Here is a 16,924-nt window from a genome sequence, read left to right on the forward strand (position 1 = left end):
GTGTTTTAGAGGGAATCACGAACTGTGGCGCCGCCACAGCGTTTTTACCCAACTTCGTGGGGTTTCCATCCCTGAGAGGGCTGCACAGCTCAACTGTTCAACCATGGCGCGCGCCGGAGCGCGCGAGGAGCGCGCCCGCAAAGCCCGCGCGGCGGCCCGGGCGCCGGGGACCCGGCGACCCTGCCCGGCGGGCGGCGCCGTCCGCCAGGCAAGGTTGCCGCTCACGTGCCAAGAGAGAGAGGGTGGGCAGTACGTCTGGTCTCAGCGACGGCCGGACGAGCCAGACGACCGCAGGAGTGTCCAAGTATGTCCATCGACCCGTCCTCGATTCCGAACTTCGGGGGCCAGCCCGAGCCGCAGAACCAGGGACCGGCGGGCCCCGTCATCCCGGATCAGGACCTCGTGAAGCAGCTCCTCGACCAGATGGAGCTCAAGTACGTCGTCGACGAGGAAGGCGACCTCGCCGCTCCGTGGGAGCAGTTCCGCACGTACTTCATGTTCCGCGGCGAGGGCGACCAGCAGGTCTTCTCGGTGCGGACGTTCTACGACCGGCCGCACGGCATCGAGGAGAAGGCCCAGCTGCTGGAGTCCATCGACGACTGGAACCGCCGGACCCTTTGGCCCAAGGTCTACAGCCACACCCACGACGACGGCACCGTCCGCCTGATCGGCGAGGCGCAGATGCTGATCGGCACCGGCGTGAGCCTGGAGCACTTCGTCTCCTCCACGGTCAGCTGGGTGCGGGCCGCCATCGAGTTCGACCGGTGGCTGGTGGAGCAGCTCGGCCTCGAGCAGGAGATCGACGACGCGGACGAGCCCGGGGACGAGCCCGGGGACGGCGAGTAGTCCTCACCTCCGCCTCGCCCTACAGGGGCACCCGGGCCAGTACCACCAGGTACGCCCCGTAGCCGAACGAGAGCCCGGCCAGGGCGCCGACCACCACGGTCGCGTGCCACGGCCGGGCTCTCGCCGTGCGCGCCAGAGCACGGGCGAGCGGCAGCAGCAGCGGGAAGGCCGGCAGCAGCAAGCGGGGCTTGGACTCGAAGAACCCCGAGCCGCCGAACGTGATCAGCAGCAGGACGCCTGCGTACACCAGCAGCGGCAGCGGGGCGCGGTCGGCCAGCAGCAGGGCGTACAGCACGGCCGCCGCCGCGACGGTCAGCAGCGCCACCGGGAAGACGAAACGGTCGCCGTGCAGCAGCAGGTGGAGCACGAACCGCAGCGAGCCGTGCCCCAGGTCGAAGCGGGAGCCCCACAGCCGCTGGACGCGGAAGTAGCCGCCGGGCACGTCGCCGGTGCGCAGACCGACCCACAGCACGTACGCCGTCCAGCCGAGCGGCGCGAGCGCGGCGCCCGTCCACAGCCTGTGGACGGGCTTTCCGCGCCGCCGCCACGCCTGGTGCCCCGCGGCGGCCAGCACCGCCGCCGCGACCGCCGGTCCGTTGGGCCTCGACAGTCCCGCGAGCGCGGCCAGCGCCCCGGCCCACACCCAGCGCCCGGTGAGCACCGCGTACAGCGACCAGGCGGCGAACGCGGTGAGCACGGGTTCGGTGTACGCCATCGACAGCACCACCGAGTGCGGCAGCAGACCCCACAGCAGCACCAGCAGGGCGGCCGGCGTCCGGCCGTACAGCCGGTCGCCGATCGCGTGGATGCCGCACGCGGCCACGACCGCCGCCAGCCACGACACCGCCAGCCCGGCCGCCCCCCAGCCGAGCGGGCTGACGGCGGTCACGGCCCGCACGAGCGCCGGGTAGAGCGGGAAGAACGCCAGGTCGCTCTGCACGGTGCCGTCCCCGAAGTGCAGGGTGCGGCCGTACCCGTGGGCGGCGATCCCCAGGTACCACACCGAGTCCCAGGACCGTCCGAGCAGCGCGAACGGCTGCTGCCCGGTCGCCCGCGCGGCGAGCGCCAGCACGGCGACGCCGAGCAGACGGGCGGCGGCGAACAGGCCGACGGCACCGGCCAGCGCCGCCGCCGTCGGCAGGTGGGCGCGGCCGCGGGCGCCGGGCCGGGTGACAGACGGTCGGGCGAGCGTGCTGGCGTGGGTCACACCGGCACAGTGCAGCCCGCCCGCGAGCCCCGCGACCGGTGTGCGTCCGGCCGGGTACGCTTCCCCGCCCGCCCGGCGCGGCGGCGTGACCGCCCCGGGCCGCTCAGCCCAGCCCGGCCAGCCTCTCGGCCGCCTCCTGGAGTACCTCCGTGCGTTTGCAGAACGCGAAGCGGACGAACGGCGCTCCCGCCTCGCGGTGGTCGTAGAAGACGGCGTTGGGGATGGCGACGACGCCGGCCCGCTCCGGCAGGGCGCGGCAGAAGGCGAAGCCGTCCTTCTCGCCGAGGGGGCGGATGTCGGTGGTGACGAAGTAGGTCCCGGCGGGCTTGAACACCTGGAACCCGGCCTTGGTCAGCCCGGCCGACAGCAGTTCCCGCTTGGCGAGCAGGTCCGCGCGGAACGCGGCGAAGTAGGCGTCCGGCAGCGCCAGCGCCTCGGCGACGGCGTACTGGAACGGCCCGGAGGCGACGTAGGTCAGGAACTGCTTCGCCGAGCGGACGGCGGCGACCAGGCCGGGGGCCGCGGTCACCCAGCCGACCTTCCAGCCGGTGAAGGAGAAGGTCTTGCCGGCCGATCCGATGGTCACCGTCCGCTCCCGCATGCCGGGGAAACCGGCCAGCGGCAGGTGTTCGGCGTCGTCGAAGACCAGGTGCTCGTAGACCTCGTCGGTCACCACGAGCAGGTCCCGCTCGACGGCCAGCTCGGCGATCGCGGCCAGTTCCTCGCGGGTGAGGACGGTGCCGGTGGGGTTGTGCGGGGTGTTGATCAGCAGCAGGCGGGTGCGGCCGGTGACGGCGGCGCGCAGCTCGTCGAGGTCCAGCCGGAAGCTTCCCTCGTGCGGGTGCAGGGTGACCGGCACGCGGGTGCCGCCCGCCATCGCGATGCAGGCGGCGTAGGAGTCGTAGTACGGCTCGAGGGCGATCACCTCGTCGCCGGGCTCCAGGAGGGCGAGCAGCGAGGCGGCGATGGCCTCCGTGGCGCCCGCCGTGACCAGGACCTCGGTGTCGGGGTCGTGGGCCAGCCCGTACCGCCGCTGCTGGTGGGCGGCGACGGCGGCGCGCAGCTCGGGGACGCCCGGGCCGGGCGGGTACTGGTTGCCACGGCCGTCGCGCAGCGCCCGCACGGCCGCCTCGCGGATCTCCTCGGGGCCGTCCGTGTCGGGGAAGCCCTGGCCCAGGTTGATCGCCCCGGTGCGCAGGGCGAGCGCCGACATCTCGGCGAAGATCGTCGTCCCGAACTCGGCGAGCCGGCGGTTGAGCGGCGGGCGGGTGCTGGAGGTCATGCCGGTCATCGTGCTCCGAAGCCGCGGTTTTCCTCAACCCGCCGTCGTCTCCGGCCGGCCCGTCTCCGGCCCGCCGCGGCGGGCCCCGGCCCGGCACGGACCGCCGAGCACCGGCGCGGACCGCCGAGCCCTTGTCCCGGATCATCCAGCCCTTGTCGCGGACCGCCAAGCCCTTGTCGCGGGCCGCCGAGCCCTTGTCGCGGGCCGCCGGGCCCTTGGCGCGGGCCGCCGGGCCCTTGGCGCGGGCCGCCGGACACTTGGCGCGAATCGCCGACGACAGGACCGCCGTTCCCCGGCAGCCTGGACACGGACCAGCACCTGGACACAGACCAGCAAAAGGGGGAAACACCATGCGCATCCGACGCGCACTCGCCGTCGCCGCCGTCGCGGCGACACTCGGCACCGGGCTCGCCGCCACCCCGGCAGCCGCCGACAGGGGCGGTCCCGGCTCCGGCGGCAGCGACGTCTCCGCCGCCTCGTGGACCCGGACCACCTCGCTCGGAGGTCCGATCAGGAAGTGCTACAAGGCCAGCTGCGCCGTGGTCATCCAGACCTACTCCGGCGAGTGGCTGTACTGGGACCACAGTGCCCGCAACCCGGCCGGAAACCTCTGGTACTACGTCCGGTACACGGCCGGCAACGGCACCCCGCACGACTTCTACGGCTGGATCTACTGCGGCAACGTCACCGCTCCCTGCTGATCCCGCGCGACCGCTCCGGGCGTCCGCGCGGGCGCGGGTCAGCGGCGGATGAGGCCGAGGCCGGTGGCGGTGGCTACGGCGGCGGTGCGTGAGTCGACGTCGAGCTTGGCGTAGATCCGGGCCAGATGGGACTTGACCGTTCCCTCGGTCAGGTGGAGGCGGTCGCCGATGGCCTGGTTGGACAGACCGTCGGCGACCAGCCCGAGGACTTCGGTCTCGCGCCGGGTCAGGGCGGCGCCCGGAGCGCGCAGCCGGTTCATCAGCCGGTCGGCGACCGTGGGTGCCAACGCGGTGCGTCCGGCCGCCGCGGTGCGTACGGCGGCGGCCAGGTCCTCGGGCGAGGCGTCCTTGAGGAGGTAGCCGGTGGCGCCGGCCTCGATGGCGGGCAGGGTGTCGGCGTCGGAGTCGTAGGTGGTGACGATCAGCACCCGGGGGGCTCCCGGCCGGGCGGTGATCCGGGCGGTGGCCTCGGCGCCGCCCATGCCCTTCCCGAACTGCAGATCCATCAGCACGACGTCGATGTCGCCCTCGGCGGCGCGGGTGACGGCGTCCTCCGCGGTGGCGGCTTCGGCCACGACGACGAGGCCGGGCTCGGTCTCCAGCACGGCGCGCAGCCCGGCCCGTACCACGGGGTGGTCGTCGGCCAGGAGCAGGCGGACGGGGGCGCTTTCGGTCACGGGCGGACCTCGGTCTCGGCCGGCGGGGCGAGGGGCAGCCGGGCGGCCAGGGCGGTGCCGTGGCCGGGGGCGGACTCGATGGTGAGGGTACCTCCGAGGGCCTGGACACGGGCGCGCATGGCGGCCAGTCCGAACCCGCCGGCCTCGGGGTCGGGAGCGGGCAGGCGGGCGGGGTCGAAACCGCGGCCGTCGTCGACGACGTCGAGGACGACGTGGTCACCGAGGTGGCTGAGGGTCACTTCGGCGGTGCCGGCCTCGGCGTGGTGGACGGTGTTGGCCAGGGCGGACTGGGCGATGCGCAGCAGCGCGACCTCCTGGGCGGTGGCGAGCGGGACGGGGTCGCCGGTGAGGTGGAAGCGCGCGGTGAGCCGGTGCCGGGCGGACGTGGTGGCGCACAGCCGTTCCAGGGCGCCGGCCAGGGTGGTGCCCTCCAGGGTGGGCGGGGTGAGGGCCGCGACGAAGCGGCGGGCCTCGGCGAGGTTGTCGACGGCGGCCTGCCGTGCCTGGTCGACGTAGCGGGCCGCGTTCTGCGGCGCCTCGGGCAGTGCCCGTCCGGCGGCGCACAGCAGCAGTTGGATGCTGGACAGGCCCTGGGCGAGGGTGTCGTGGATCTCGCGGGCCAGGCGGTCGCGTTCGGCGAGTACGCCGGCCGTGTGCTGGGCTGCGGCCAGGTCGGCGCGGGTGGCGGTGAGTTCCTCGATCAGCCGGCGGCGGTCTTCGCTCTCCCGGTACAGGGCCTGGTAGCCCCACACCACCGCGACCGCCACGGCGGCGCCGAGCGCGGGACCGATGGCCATGGCGGGGCTGAAGGAGTGCTGGTGGGCGGCGAAGCCCGCGACGGCCGCGGCGGCGGTGGCGGCCACGGCCGCCAGCCCGGCACGGCGGGGCAGCAGGTGCAGCTGGAGGAAGTACAGCGGGAAGGCCACCCACACGGCGTCGGGAGACAGGGCCAGCACCGTCAGCCAGCAGGCGCCCACGGCGGCCAGCCACAGCGCGGCGGCGCGCCGCGAGCGGCCGACGCCCGGCAGCGTGGGTCCGACCGCGTACACCAGGCCGCACGCCGCCGAGGCGGCGACGATCCACCCGGCGTGGGGGCGGGCGTCGGCCACGGCGCGTCCGGCGGCCAGCGCGAGCAGGCCGATGATCAGCAGGTGCAGGCACCAGGCCAGGGCCCGGGTGGTCGGGGTCAGGGCGGGGGCGGCGGTGTTCACAGTGCCTCCCAGGTTACGAAGGCCGGCGCCCGGTGGGCCTCCATCGAAAGTTAGAACCTGTGCGCCGTCTTTCGGCCCGCCAAGTGCCGTCCTGCGCCGGACGCGCGCGCAGGGGGCCGGCGGCGAAGGTGGAGTCGTACCGCCACCACTGCTGGAAAGGACGGGTCAGGGCCGTGTTCGTCGCCTGGAGAGACCTGAAGTTCGCCAAGGGGCGCTTCGCCCTGATGGGAACCGTCATCGTGCTGATCACCCTGCTGGTCGGGCTGCTGTCCGGGCTGACGGCCGGACTGGGGCAGCAGAACATCTCCGCGATCACGTCCCTGCCCGTCGACAGGATCGCCTTCCAGGCGCCCACCGGCGGGCAGGACCTGTCGTATGCCGGCTCCACCGTCACCGAGCGGCAGTGGCAGCGGTGGTCCGGGGCGCCCGGCGTCGAGAGCGCCGAGCCGCTGGGGATCACCACGACCAGGGCCACCGCCGGGGACCGGAGCACCGGGGTCTCGGTCTTCGGCGTCCGGCCCGGCTCCCGCCTCGCCCCGGCCGGCGACAGGATCACCGGCACCGCGGTGGTGCTGTCCACCTCGGCCGCCGACGCCCTCGGCGTGCGGGCCGGCGACTCCCTCGACGTGGCGGGCCGGCGGCTGACGGCGGCCGCCGTCGAGGGCGACGCCCACTTCAGCCACACCCCGGTGATCTGGACCAGCCTGGACACCTGGCGGAGGACCGCGCCGCCCACCGGCGGCGGGCAGGGCCCGAAGGCCACCGTCATCGCCCTGAACACCACCGCCGAGGCCGATGTGACCGCCGTAGACCACCAGGCCGGCACCAGAACGGTCAGCACCGAGGACTCGCTGTCCGCGATCGGCTCCTACACTTCCGAGAACGGCTCGCTGCAGCTGATGCGCGGCTTCCTGTTCGCCATCTCCGCGCTGGTCATCGGGGCCTTCTTCACCGTCTGGACCATCCAGCGCAGCGGCGACATCGCGGTCCTCAAGGCCCTGGGCGCCTCCACCGCGGGCCTGCTCGAGGACGCCCTCGGCCAGGCCGTCGTCCTGCTCACCGGCGGCACCCTGATCGGCACCGGCCTGGCCGCCGCCCTCGGCGCCCTGGTGTCCGGCAGCGACGTGCCCTTCCTGCTCACCCCCACCACCGTGCTGGTCCCGGCCGCCGTGATCGTCCTCCTCGGCGCGCTCGGCGCCGCCCTGTCCATCCGCCGCATCACCTCCGTCGACCCGCTGACCGCCCTGGGGAGCGCCCGATGAGCCTGAGACTGACCGACGTCACCCTCACCTACCCCGACGGCGACACCCGCCTGACCGCCCTCGACCACGTCACCCTCGACGTGCCGCGGGGCAGCCTGACCGCCGTGGTCGGCCCCTCGGGCTCCGGCAAGTCCAGCCTGCTCGCCGTCGCCGCCACCCTGATCACCCCCGACACCGGCACGGTGACCATCGACGGCCGGACCACCACCGGCCTCACCCGCGGCGAACTCGCCGAACTGCGCCGCCACAAGATCGGCATCGTCTTCCAGCAGCCCAACCTGCTGCCCTCCCTCACCGCCGTCGAACAGCTCCAGGTCATGGCCCGGATCGACGGCCGCAAGCCCCGCACCGCCCACGACCGGGCGATGGAACTCCTCGACGCCGTCGGTCTCGCCGACCGGGCCGGCCGCCGTCCGCACCAGCTCTCCGGCGGCCAGCGCCAGCGCGTCAACATCGCACGCGCCCTGATGAACGACCCCACCGTCCTCCTGGTCGACGAACCCACCAGCGCCCTCGACCACGAACGAGGCGCCGCCGTCATCGACCTCGTCACCCGCCTCACCCACCAGCAGGCCACCGCCACCGTCCTGGTCACCCACGACCGCGCCCACCTCACCGCCGCCGACCGGATCGCCGAAGTCCACGACGGACGCCTGCGCATTCCGGCCGCGAACCCCTAGGACGCGCGAACCCCTGGCATGCGCGAACCCCTGGCACGCGTGATCCGCGAGCACCGGCGGCGCGCCGGATCCGAACGCACGCCCGGGTCGAACCCGCCGTAACGGTTCGCGGGAATCAGGGACGACGGAGACGAGGACCGCCGGCCGGCGCCGGCGCACCCGGAAGGATCACTACCGGTCGTGTGCCAGCAGCCGGCGTACGGCTCCCGCCGCGAAGTCGGACACGGTCGTCGGTTCGTCGCCCTGGTCGATCCTGCGGATGCAGGCGTCGACGACGGCCTGGAGCACGGCGACGGTCAGTTCCGGCTGCGGACGGCCCAGGTCACGGACGACCCGGGCGAGCGCCTCGTGCAGCGAGGTGTGCAGGTGCCTCACGCGGTCCCGCGCCGACGGGGACAGCGAGCCGCGTGAGAGTGAGGCCCGCCAGCCGTGGGCGCCGCGCGCGGCTTGCTCGAGGTTGGCCCTGACGTAGGCGACCGCCTGCTCCTCGGGGGTGGCCTCGGCGGCGACGGCCCGCTCCACGGCCTCGATCCAGGCGGGGAACTCACGGGTGACGACGAGTTCGAGCAGGTCCTCGATGGAGTCGAAGTAACGGTAGATGCTGTTGCGGGCGATACCGGCCCGCGCGGCGACCGCACCGGCGGTGAGGCTCTCCATACCGCCCTCGTTCAGAACCGCCTCGGCCGCGTCGATCAGCTGGGCGAGCCGCTGGGCCCGGTGCTCACGGACACTCCCGGCTTCGATCTTGGGCATTCTCTCCGCTCCGCCTCGGGCATTGCGCCATCTCCCCCAATCTATCCCCGCGCCGGGGCCCCGAGGGGGCCGTGTTAGCTTGACCGCGACTTGGAGACACCCCTGTCTCTAAGATTTTCCGTGCTTCCGGCCGAAGGCTCCCTGATGAAACCGTTGTTCTCCCGCATGCTCCGATGTCTCCTGGGATCGAGGAAACGCGCCGCCGTGGTGGTGGCTTTCTGGGTATTGACCGCGGGCCTCCTCGCCGGGGCCGCCCCCGCTCTGGAATCCGTCGAGGACAACACCTCCGCCAACCTGCCGCCGGCCGCCTCGGACTCCATGAGGGCCCGCGACCTCGTCCGCGCGCAGCTTCCGGGCCGGGACGCGACGCCGGCGATCATCGTGGTGCACGGTCGGGGCGCCGACGCCGCGGCGAGTGCCGGGGAGGCCGTCGCCCGCATCACCTCGGCCCTGTCCGGGACCTCCAGGCCCGACCATGTGACGGGCGTGATCTCCACGGTGACCGCTCCCGACGCCGCGGCCGAGCTGGTCTCGCGGGACCGTGGCACCCAGCTGGTCATCGCGCCCATGACCGGAAGCCCCTCGGACGAGTCCTTCCGGGACGCCGTCGACAAGGTGCGTGCCCTCACGTCCGACCGTGCCGGACCCACCGAAGTCGCCGTGACCGGCCCCGCCGGGATCGCCACCGACACCGTGAAGGTCTTCAGCGGCGGTGACCGGGTCCTGCTCCTGGCCACCGTTCTGCTCGTCCTCGTCCTCCTCCTGGCCATCTACCGCTCACCCCTGATGGCGCTCGTGCCCCTGCTCGCCGTCGGAGTGGCGATGCGCGTGGCGGAGACGACCGGCGCGCTCCTCGCGGACGCCGGAATCATCACGGTCAGCTCCCAGACCGCCTCGATCATGACCGTGCTGCTGTTCGGAGTGGGCACGGACTACTCGCTGATCATCACCGCCCGCTACCGCGAGGCACTCCTCGACGAGCCCGACCGTCCGCGTGCGATGCGGACCGCGGTGCGCCGGACCGCCGAATCCGTCCTCGCCGGCGCCTCCACCGTCGTGCTCGCCATGTTCGCCCTGCTCGTGGCCGTCTCCCCCGCGCTGCGCGGCTTCGGCCCCTACCTCGCCCTCGGCGTGGCCGTCATGGCGCTGGTGGCGTTCACCTTCATCCCCGCCCTGGTACTCCTGCTGGGCAGGGGCGTCTTCTGGCCGGGAGGCGTGGACAGAGCCGCCGAACGCAGTCGCGGTGCGGGCGTCTGGCACCGCACCGCCGCTCTCGTCACCCGGGCCCCCGTCCGGATCGTCGCGGCCGTTCTCGTGCTGCTCATGGTGATGAGCGCCGGCCTGCTGGGCTACCGGGAGAGCTTCAACACCCTCAGCGGCTTCCGGACCGCCACCGAGTCGGAGCGCGGGCGGCAACTCATCCAGCAGGAGTTCGGGCCCGGCGAGATCGCGCCCAGCACCGTCGTCGTCCGTTCCCGGGACGACCTGCGCTCCGGCCCCGCATCCGCCGGCATCGCCGCTGGGCTGGCCGGCACCGACGACGTCGCCCGGGTGGGAGAACCCCGCTTCGGCGAGGACGGCAGGACCGTCTTCTACGACGTCGTCCTCGACGTCGACCCGTACAGCTCCGAGGCACTCGACGCGATCGGGCCCCTCAAGGAGGCCACCCGGACCGCGGCCGACACCGCCGGCGTGCGGGACGCCACCGTGCTCATCGGCGGGGAGACGGCGCAGAACGCCGACATCCGCTCCGCCCTGGACCGCGACACGGTCCTCATCGTGCTCCTGGTCCTGGCCGTCGTAGCGGCGGTCCTCGTCCTCCTGCTGCGCTCGCTGCTCGCACCGCTCTACCTGGTCGCGACGCTCGTCCTGTCGTTCCTGGCCACCCTTGGCGCCACCACCTTCTTCACCCTGACCGTCCTCGGCGACGAAGGCATCGGCAACCGCGTCACCGCGTACATCTTCGTCTTCCTCGTCGCGCTCGGCGTCGACTACAACATCTTCATCATGAGCCGGTTCAAGCAGGAACTGCGCACCCTGCCCCCGGTCGAGGCGATCAGCGCCGCCCTCACCCGCACCGGCGGCGTCGTCTCCTCCGCGGGTCTCATCCTCGCGGCGACCTTCGCCGTCCTGATGACCCAGCCGATCCGCGAACTGTTCCAGTTCGGCTTCGGCATGGCCTTCGGCATCCTGCTGGACACCTTCCTCATCAGGCCCCTGCTCGTCCCCGCCGTCGTCCGCCTCCTCGGCGACCGCGCCCTGTGGCCCGCACGTCCCGAGAACCCCTCCACGACCACCGCGGACGCCCCCGCCTCACCCGCCGTCGGGACGGGGCCCCTGCTGCGCGCCTTCACCTGGATCGCCGTGGTGGAAGCGGGCACCTGGGCCGGCCTGCTGACCGGGATGTACTTCAAGTACGTCCCCAGAACCACCGAACTCGGCGTACGGATCTTCGGAACACTCCACGGGGCCGCCTTCATCGCCTACCTGCTCCTGACCGCCCTGGTGGCGATCCGGCTCAGGTGGCGGCTGGGCCGGACGACCCTCCTCGCCCTGCTGGCCGCCGTACTGCCCTTCATGACCGTGGCGTTCGACATGTGGGCCCGCCGCACCGGCCGGCTTCCGGGGGCGGCCACGGCCCCACGCCCCACCGCCTCCCGGTGAGGGAACTCCTCCGGTGCCGAGGCTCAGAACTTGCTCAACTCTGCTTTGGCCGCCGTCGGGGCCGGGCATCCCCCGGGCACGCAACACGGCGAGGCACCCACGGGGGGCTGCTTCGGGGGAATCGAGAGGACGGTGACGCCATGACCGGCTTCATCGTGATCGCCGGGATCGTCTTCCTGGCGGTCCTCGTCAGCGCGGCGCGCAGGGGCGGCCGGGTCCGGTCGGCCCGCGGGTCGGGCGGACGCTCGTACGGCGGGGACAGCAGCTGGTGGGCCGACGGGGGCGACAGCGGCTCGCACGGCGGCAGCCACCACGGGGGTCACTCCTGCGGTGGCGGCCATTCGTGCGGCGGCGGGTCGTCCTGCGGCGGCGGGTCGTCGTGCGGCGGGGGCGGCGGATGCGGTGGAGGCAGCTGACACGGGGCAGCTGAGCTCCCGCAGGGGGAGCCGCGTCCATCCTGCCCACTCCGTCGCCGGGGTCCCCCGGGAGCCCGGCGGCGGACACGGACGGGCCCGTCACCCACCGGGGTGACGGGCCCGAACCGTACGGGGGCTACAGCGTCTTGCCGGCCTTCTCACCGGTCGCCGGTCCCACCAGGAGGCCGTCGCCGAAGGAGTCGACGCGGACGGTGTCGCCGTCCTTGACCTCGCCGGCCAGGATCTCCTTGGCCAGGCGGTCGCCGATGGCGGTCTGGATCAGGCGGCGCAGCGGCCGGGCGCCGTACGCCGGGTCCAGTCCCTCCGTGGCCAGCCAGGACAGGGCCTCGTCGGTGACCTCCAGGGTCAGCCGGCGTTCGGTGAGCCGCTTGGCCAGGCGGTCGATCTGGAGCTTCGCGATCCGCTCCAGCTCCGGCTTGGTCAGCGCCGAGAAGACCACCAGGTCGTCGAGCCGGTTGAGGAACTCGGGCTTGAAGGAGGCCCGCACGACCTCCAGGACCTGCTCCTTCTTCTCCTCCTCCGAGCGCAGCGGGTCGACCAGGAACTGGCTGCCCAGGTTCGAGGTCAGCACCAGGATGGCGTTGCGGAAGTCGACCGTGCGGCCCTGACCGTCCGTCAGGCGGCCGTCGTCCAGCACCTGCAGCAGCACGTCGAAGACCTCGGGGTGGGCCTTCTCGACCTCGTCGAGCAGCACGACCGTGTACGGGCGGCGGCGGACCGCCTCGGTGAGCTGGCCGCCCTCCTCGTAGCCGATGTACCCGGGCGGGGCGCCGACCAGCCGGGCCACGCTGTGCTTCTCGCCGTACTCCGACATGTCGATGCGGACCATGGCCCGCTCGTCGTCGAAGAGGAAGTCGGCGAGCGCCTTGGCGAGTTCGGTCTTGCCGACGCCGGTGGGGCCCAGGAAGAGGAACGAGCCGGTCGGGCGGTCGGGGTCGGCGATGCCGGCCCGGGAGCGCCGCACCGCGTCGGACACCGCGCGCACGGCCTCCTCCTGGCCGATCAGGCGCTTGCCCAGCTCCTCCTCCATGCGCAGCAGCTTCTGCGTCTCGCCCTCCAGCAGCCGGCCGGCCGGGATGCCGGTCCAGGCGGCGACGACGTCCGCGATGTCGTCGGAGCCGACCTCCTCCTTGACCATGGTGTCCTTCGCGGCCTCCTCCTCGGCCTCGGAGGCGGCCTCCAGGTCCCGCTCCAGGGCCGGGATCTCGCCGTACAGCAGCTTGGAGGCGGTGTCGAAGTCACCGTCGCGCTGGGCGCGTTCGGCCTGGCCGCGCAGGTCGTCGAGCCGCTCCTTCAGCTCGCCGACGCGGTTGAGGGACTGCTTCTCCTTCTCCCAGCGGGCGGTCAGGCCGCGCAGTTCCTCCTCCTTGTCGGCGAGGTCGCGGCGCAGCTTCTCCAGCCGCTCGCGGGAGGCCGGGTCGGTCTCCTTGCCGATCGCCAGCTCCTCCATGCGCAACCGGTCGACGGCGCGCTGGAGTTCGTCGATCTCGACCGGCGAGGAGTCGATCTCCATGCGCAGCCGGGAAGCCGCCTCGTCGACGAGGTCGATGGCCTTGTCGGGCAGGAAGCGGGAGGTGATGTACCGGTCGGAGAGCGTGGCGGCGGCGACCAGCGCGCTGTCCGCGATCTGCACCTTGTGGTGGGCCTCGTAGCGGCCCTTGAGTCCGCGCAGGATCGCGATGGTGTCCTCGACCGTCGGCTCGGCGACCAGCACCTGCTGGAAGCGGCGCTCCAGCGCCGGGTCCTTCTCGATGCGCTCGCGGTACTCGTCGAGGGTGGTGGCGCCGACCATGCGCAGCTCGCCGCGCGCCAGCATCGGCTTGAGCATGTTCCCGGCGTCCATCGCGGAGTCGCCGCCGGCTCCCGCGCCGACGACGGTGTGCAGCTCGTCGATGAAGGTGATGATCTGCCCGTCGGAGTCCTTGATCTCGGCCAGGACGGCCTTCAGGCGCTCCTCGAACTCACCGCGGTACTTGGCCCCGGCGACCATCGCGCCCAGGTCCAGCGCGACGAGCCGCTTGTCCTTCAGGGACTCGGGCACGTCGCCCTTGACGATCCGCTGGGCGAGCCCCTCGACGACGGCGGTCTTGCCGACGCCGGGCTCGCCGATGAGGACCGGGTTGTTCTTCGTACGGCGCGACAGCACCTGCACCACGCGGCGGATCTCCTGGTCCCGGCCGATCACCGGGTCGAGCTTCCCCTCCCGCGCCGCGGCGGTGAAGTCGGTGCCGAACTTCTCCAGGGCCTTGTACTGGCCCTCCGGGTCTGCGGTGGTCACCCTGCGTCCTCCCCTCGCCTTCTTGAAGGCGTCCGACAGCTTCTTGGCACTGGCACCCTGGCCGGTCAGCACGTCCCCGGCCGCGCCGCCCTTCGCGGCGATGCCGATGAGCAGGTGCTCGGTGGACAGGTACTCGTCCCCGAGTTCCCCGGCCCGCTCGGAGGCGTCCGCGATCACGGCGAGCAGGTCCCGGTTGGGCTGCGGCGGGGCGACGGTGGACCCCGTCACGCTGGGCAGCCCGGCGAGGATCTTCTCCGCGCCGGCGCGCACCGCCGCCTGGTCGGCCTCGACGGCCGCCAGCAGGTCGGTGATGTTCTCGTTCTCCTGCCCCTGGAGCAGAGCCAGCAGCAGGTGGGCGGGGGTGAGGTCGGGGTGCCCCTCCGTCACGGCCCGATTGCCGGCCGCGTTGATGGCGTCCCGGCTCCGGTTGGTCAGCTCGGCGTCCACGTTCGCTTTCTCCTCCTGGCGTCAGCTGTCGCCACGTCTCCCGGTGCTGACTCGGTCAACGTCCACAAAGTTGAGTCTATTCCACTCAAGGAGTGTCCGGGAGACCCGAACGGTTAAGTTCCAGCCATGACCTCGTACCCGCAGGACCCGGGCGCTCCCGACGCGTCGTACCTCAGCTTCTGGCGCGAGCGGCACCTGTGCACGCTGACGACGCCCCGCGCCGACGGCAGCCCGCACGTGGTGCCGGTCTGCGTGACGTACGACCCCGGGGCACGGCTGGCCCGGGTGATCACGAGCGGGACGAGCGCGAAGGCGCGCAACGTGCTGGCGGCCGGCCCGGAGGGGGCACGGGTGGCCGTGTGCCAGGTGGACGGACGGCGCTGGGCGACGCTGGAGGGCCGGGCCCGGGTGCGGACCGAGCCGGAGCGGGTCGCGGAGGCGGAGCGGCGTTTCGCCGAGCGCTACGAGCGGGCGCCGAGGCCGAATCCGGCGCGCGTGGTCATCGAGATCGAGCTGACGCGGGCGATGGGGAACGCGGGCCGCGACTGACCGTTTTCGGCCACAAGTCGGCCCCTTCCAAACCCGGCGGTACCGGGAGAAGTGCCGAAAACTGCAGCGGCGTCACCGTGTTCAGGTCACGGTGACGCCGCTGCGGGGGGAAGCACCTGAGCGATCTGTTACGACGGGGGAATCGCGTCAGGCACTGCGGGGGGTGGCTGAGATGGTCCGTGGATTGGGGGTTTCCGGTTCCACCAGCCGATGGTCTCTTCGATCGAGGTTCACAAAGATCATTCCGTACCGGACGGCACACCGTACGGGCTGCGGCGCCCCCCGAGGCCGCCGCAGACACAGGTACGCCCTCACGTCCTCGTCCTCGTCCCGCGTGACGACGACCGGCTCACCGAAGACGGTCACCATCAGCGAGTCACCAGGATGAGGAATCGCGGTGACCAGGTCGATGAAGTGCCACCCCGAGCGATAGGCGGTGGCCATTTCGCGCCGGAAGGACCGGTCGTCGGGTGGCGTGGTCATGCGTCCGCGCCCGCCGGGGTCGACCAGCCGACGTCCTGCGCGCCGTCACCGCCGGTGACCACCCAGCCGACGTCCCCGGGGGCGGCGGCCGAGATGTCCCAACCGACGTCCAGTGCGGCGGTCTTCGCGCCGGCGGGGCTCGACCAGCCGACGTCAAGAGGACCGGCCGCACCGCTGGCCAGCGCGACTACGAAGGCAGTGGCAAGCACTGAGCGAAGCATTCTCTTATTCATGGTCGGCTTCGTCCTCACTTGATGGCTTCCTCTCCCCCGTGAAACAAGACGATGGCTCATTCAGGCACGTCAATGCCACACAAGAGATGCATCATGTTCCTGCACGTTCAGGACCCTGGGGGGTGGAGATTTGCCAACAAAGAGCACAAAACCGACACATCCTCATGGCATCACCGATCTGTGTGCCGACGGCTCCCGTCTCTACGCCAGTGCTCTCAGTTCCGGACGTATCTCCCGCGGCGAGGTCGAAAGCGCCCCCTGTCTGCTCGAGTTCGCCCTGCTCCACCCCGATCCGGACGACGCGAGCTGGTTGCGCCCGGTTCCGCCCTCCGTCGTACTCGCCCAGCAACTGCAGCCCCTGGAAAGGGAGATACAGGACCGACGGCGCCTCACCCTGGACCTGGCGGACACCTTCCAGCCGTTCCTGGACATCAGTGCCCAGAAACCGGCGACCACCCACGCGATCACCGTGCTGGAGGGCATCGACCGCATCCACGCGGCGCTGGACGTGGCGATCGCCGAGGCCCGCACCGAGGTCCTGACGGTACAGCCCGGCGGCAGCCGGCCGGAGCACATCCTCAGTCAGGCCCTCAAGCGCAGCAAACCGCTGATAGAGCGGGGCATCTCCATGCGCACCCTCTACCAGCACACCGTGCGGCACAGCCAGAGCACCTACGCGTACATGGACCAGATGGCTGGCGCCAAGGTCGAGATCCGCACCCTCGAGGAGCTCATCGAACGGCTCATCATCTGCGACACCACGGTGGCCTTCATCCCGGCCCAGGACGACCGCCAGGTCGCCCTGGAACTGCGCCACCCCGGCCTCGTGCAGTACCTCATCAGGGTCTTCGAACAGCTCTGGCAGCGGGCCACGCCGCTGCTGGAGGAGGTGCCCTACGAGTCCACCCCGGAAGGCATCACCGGCGTCCAGCGGTCCATAGCCAAGCTGCTCATCGAGGGGCACGTCGACGAGGCCATCGCCCGCCGGCTCGGCATGAACGTCCGCACCTGCCGGGCCCACATCGCCAAGCTGGCGGCCGCGCTCGGCAGCGGCAGCCGGGCCCAGCTCGGCTTCCTGATCGCCCAGGCGGGGATCCTGGACCGCGACAGCTGACCACCGACCGCCTAGGCATGAGAAGGCTCCCGGGTGACGACCGAAACGCACCACCGGACCGCGGGCGACGGACCCGAGACCGAGCCGGGCCGGCCGGCCG

The 16,924-nt window shown here is 72.4% G+C and carries 16 protein-coding genes; 8 read left to right on the forward strand and 8 right to left on the reverse strand.

Translation table 11 applies throughout. From position 1 onward, the window contains the following. Positions 1-306 precede the first annotated feature (306 nt). A complete protein-coding gene (locus VKA29_RS34020) occupies positions 307-846 on the forward strand; it encodes a YbjN domain-containing protein (protein WP_324789904.1) in 540 nt (179 codons plus the stop codon). 19 nt (positions 847-865) lie between these two features. On the opposite strand, the gene VKA29_RS34025 is transcribed toward VKA29_RS34020, so the two are convergent. Then, positions 866-2,053, reverse strand: coding sequence for a hypothetical protein (locus tag VKA29_RS34025; RefSeq protein WP_420718630.1), 1,188 nt, complete (start codon positions 2,051-2,053; stop codon positions 866-868). A 103-nt stretch (positions 2,054-2,156) separates the two neighbouring features. Beyond that, a complete protein-coding gene (locus VKA29_RS34030; protein WP_324789905.1) occupies positions 2,157-3,344 on the reverse strand; it encodes a pyridoxal phosphate-dependent aminotransferase in 1,188 nt (395 codons plus the stop codon). A 341-nt stretch (positions 3,345-3,685) separates the two neighbouring features. Between VKA29_RS34030 and VKA29_RS34035 the strand changes: the two genes are divergently transcribed. Continuing rightward, complete coding sequence (locus VKA29_RS34035) at positions 3,686-4,036, forward strand: hypothetical protein (protein WP_324789906.1); 351 nt, start codon at positions 3,686-3,688, stop codon at positions 4,034-4,036. Between the two features lie 38 nt (positions 4,037-4,074). On the opposite strand, the gene VKA29_RS34040 is transcribed toward VKA29_RS34035, so the two are convergent. Next, positions 4,075-4,713: a response regulator transcription factor gene (locus VKA29_RS34040; RefSeq protein WP_324789907.1), complete on the reverse strand. Its 639-nt coding sequence runs from the start codon at positions 4,711-4,713 to the stop codon at positions 4,075-4,077. Then, on the reverse strand, positions 4,710-5,924 hold the full coding sequence (locus tag VKA29_RS34045) for a sensor histidine kinase (RefSeq protein ID WP_324789908.1): 1,215 nt from the start codon (positions 5,922-5,924) through the stop codon (positions 4,710-4,712). The genes VKA29_RS34040 and VKA29_RS34045 overlap by 4 nt, the downstream gene beginning before the upstream one ends. 173 nt (positions 5,925-6,097) lie before the next feature. Here VKA29_RS34045 and VKA29_RS34050 point away from each other — a divergent pair, with 173 nt between their 5' ends. Next, entirely contained in the window at positions 6,098-7,186 is a 1,089-nt protein-coding gene (locus tag VKA29_RS34050) for an ABC transporter permease (protein ID WP_324789909.1), read from the forward strand. Next, a complete protein-coding gene (locus VKA29_RS34055) occupies positions 7,183-7,866 on the forward strand; it encodes an ABC transporter ATP-binding protein (RefSeq protein WP_324789910.1) in 684 nt (227 codons plus the stop codon). Before VKA29_RS34050 ends, VKA29_RS34055 begins: the two co-directional genes overlap by 4 nt. Before the next feature lie 171 nt (positions 7,867-8,037). Here the strand turns inward: VKA29_RS34055 and VKA29_RS34060 are convergent, their stop codons facing one another. After that, a complete protein-coding gene (locus tag VKA29_RS34060; protein ID WP_324789911.1) occupies positions 8,038-8,619 on the reverse strand; it encodes a helix-turn-helix domain-containing protein in 582 nt (193 codons plus the stop codon). A 165-nt stretch (positions 8,620-8,784) separates the two neighbouring features. Between VKA29_RS34060 and VKA29_RS34065 the strand changes: the two genes are divergently transcribed. Together VKA29_RS34065 and VKA29_RS34070 are read left to right on the forward strand one after the other, a co-directional pair. Continuing rightward, positions 8,785-11,283 (forward strand): MMPL family transporter, encoded by a 2,499-nt coding sequence (locus VKA29_RS34065; RefSeq protein WP_324789912.1) that lies wholly within the window; start codon positions 8,785-8,787, stop codon positions 11,281-11,283. Positions 11,284-11,423: 140 nt separating this feature from the next. After that, complete coding sequence (locus tag VKA29_RS34070) at positions 11,424-11,699, forward strand: hypothetical protein (RefSeq protein ID WP_324789913.1); 276 nt, start codon at positions 11,424-11,426, stop codon at positions 11,697-11,699. 136 nt (positions 11,700-11,835) lie between these two features. Here VKA29_RS34070 and clpB read toward each other — a convergent pair whose 3' ends face one another. Continuing rightward, entirely contained in the window at positions 11,836-14,445 is a 2,610-nt protein-coding gene (gene clpB, locus VKA29_RS34075) for an ATP-dependent chaperone ClpB (RefSeq protein WP_324789914.1), read from the reverse strand. A gap of 126 nt (positions 14,446-14,571) precedes the next feature. On the opposite strand from clpB, the gene VKA29_RS34080 reads away from it, so the two are divergent. Beyond that, positions 14,572-14,994, forward strand: coding sequence for a pyridoxamine 5'-phosphate oxidase family protein (locus VKA29_RS34080; protein ID WP_324789915.1), 423 nt, complete (start codon positions 14,572-14,574; stop codon positions 14,992-14,994). Positions 14,995-15,141: 147 nt separating this feature from the next. Here VKA29_RS34080 and VKA29_RS34085 read toward each other — a convergent pair whose 3' ends face one another. Continuing rightward, positions 15,142-15,477 (reverse strand): hypothetical protein, encoded by a 336-nt coding sequence (locus VKA29_RS34085; protein WP_324789916.1) that lies wholly within the window; start codon positions 15,475-15,477, stop codon positions 15,142-15,144. After that, positions 15,474-15,686, reverse strand: coding sequence for a hypothetical protein (locus tag VKA29_RS34090; protein WP_324789917.1), 213 nt, complete (start codon positions 15,684-15,686; stop codon positions 15,474-15,476). Before VKA29_RS34090 ends, VKA29_RS34085 begins: the two co-directional genes overlap by 4 nt. Positions 15,687-15,840: 154 nt before the next feature. Here VKA29_RS34090 and VKA29_RS34095 point away from each other — a divergent pair, with 154 nt between their 5' ends. After that, positions 15,841-16,824: a helix-turn-helix transcriptional regulator gene (locus VKA29_RS34095; protein ID WP_324789918.1), complete on the forward strand. Its 984-nt coding sequence runs from the start codon at positions 15,841-15,843 to the stop codon at positions 16,822-16,824. Positions 16,825-16,924: the final 100 nt, after the last annotated feature.

The organism is Streptomyces sp. H51 (assembly GCF_035656535.1).
Taxonomy (GTDB): Bacteria; Actinomycetota; Actinomycetes; order Streptomycetales; family Streptomycetaceae; genus Streptomyces.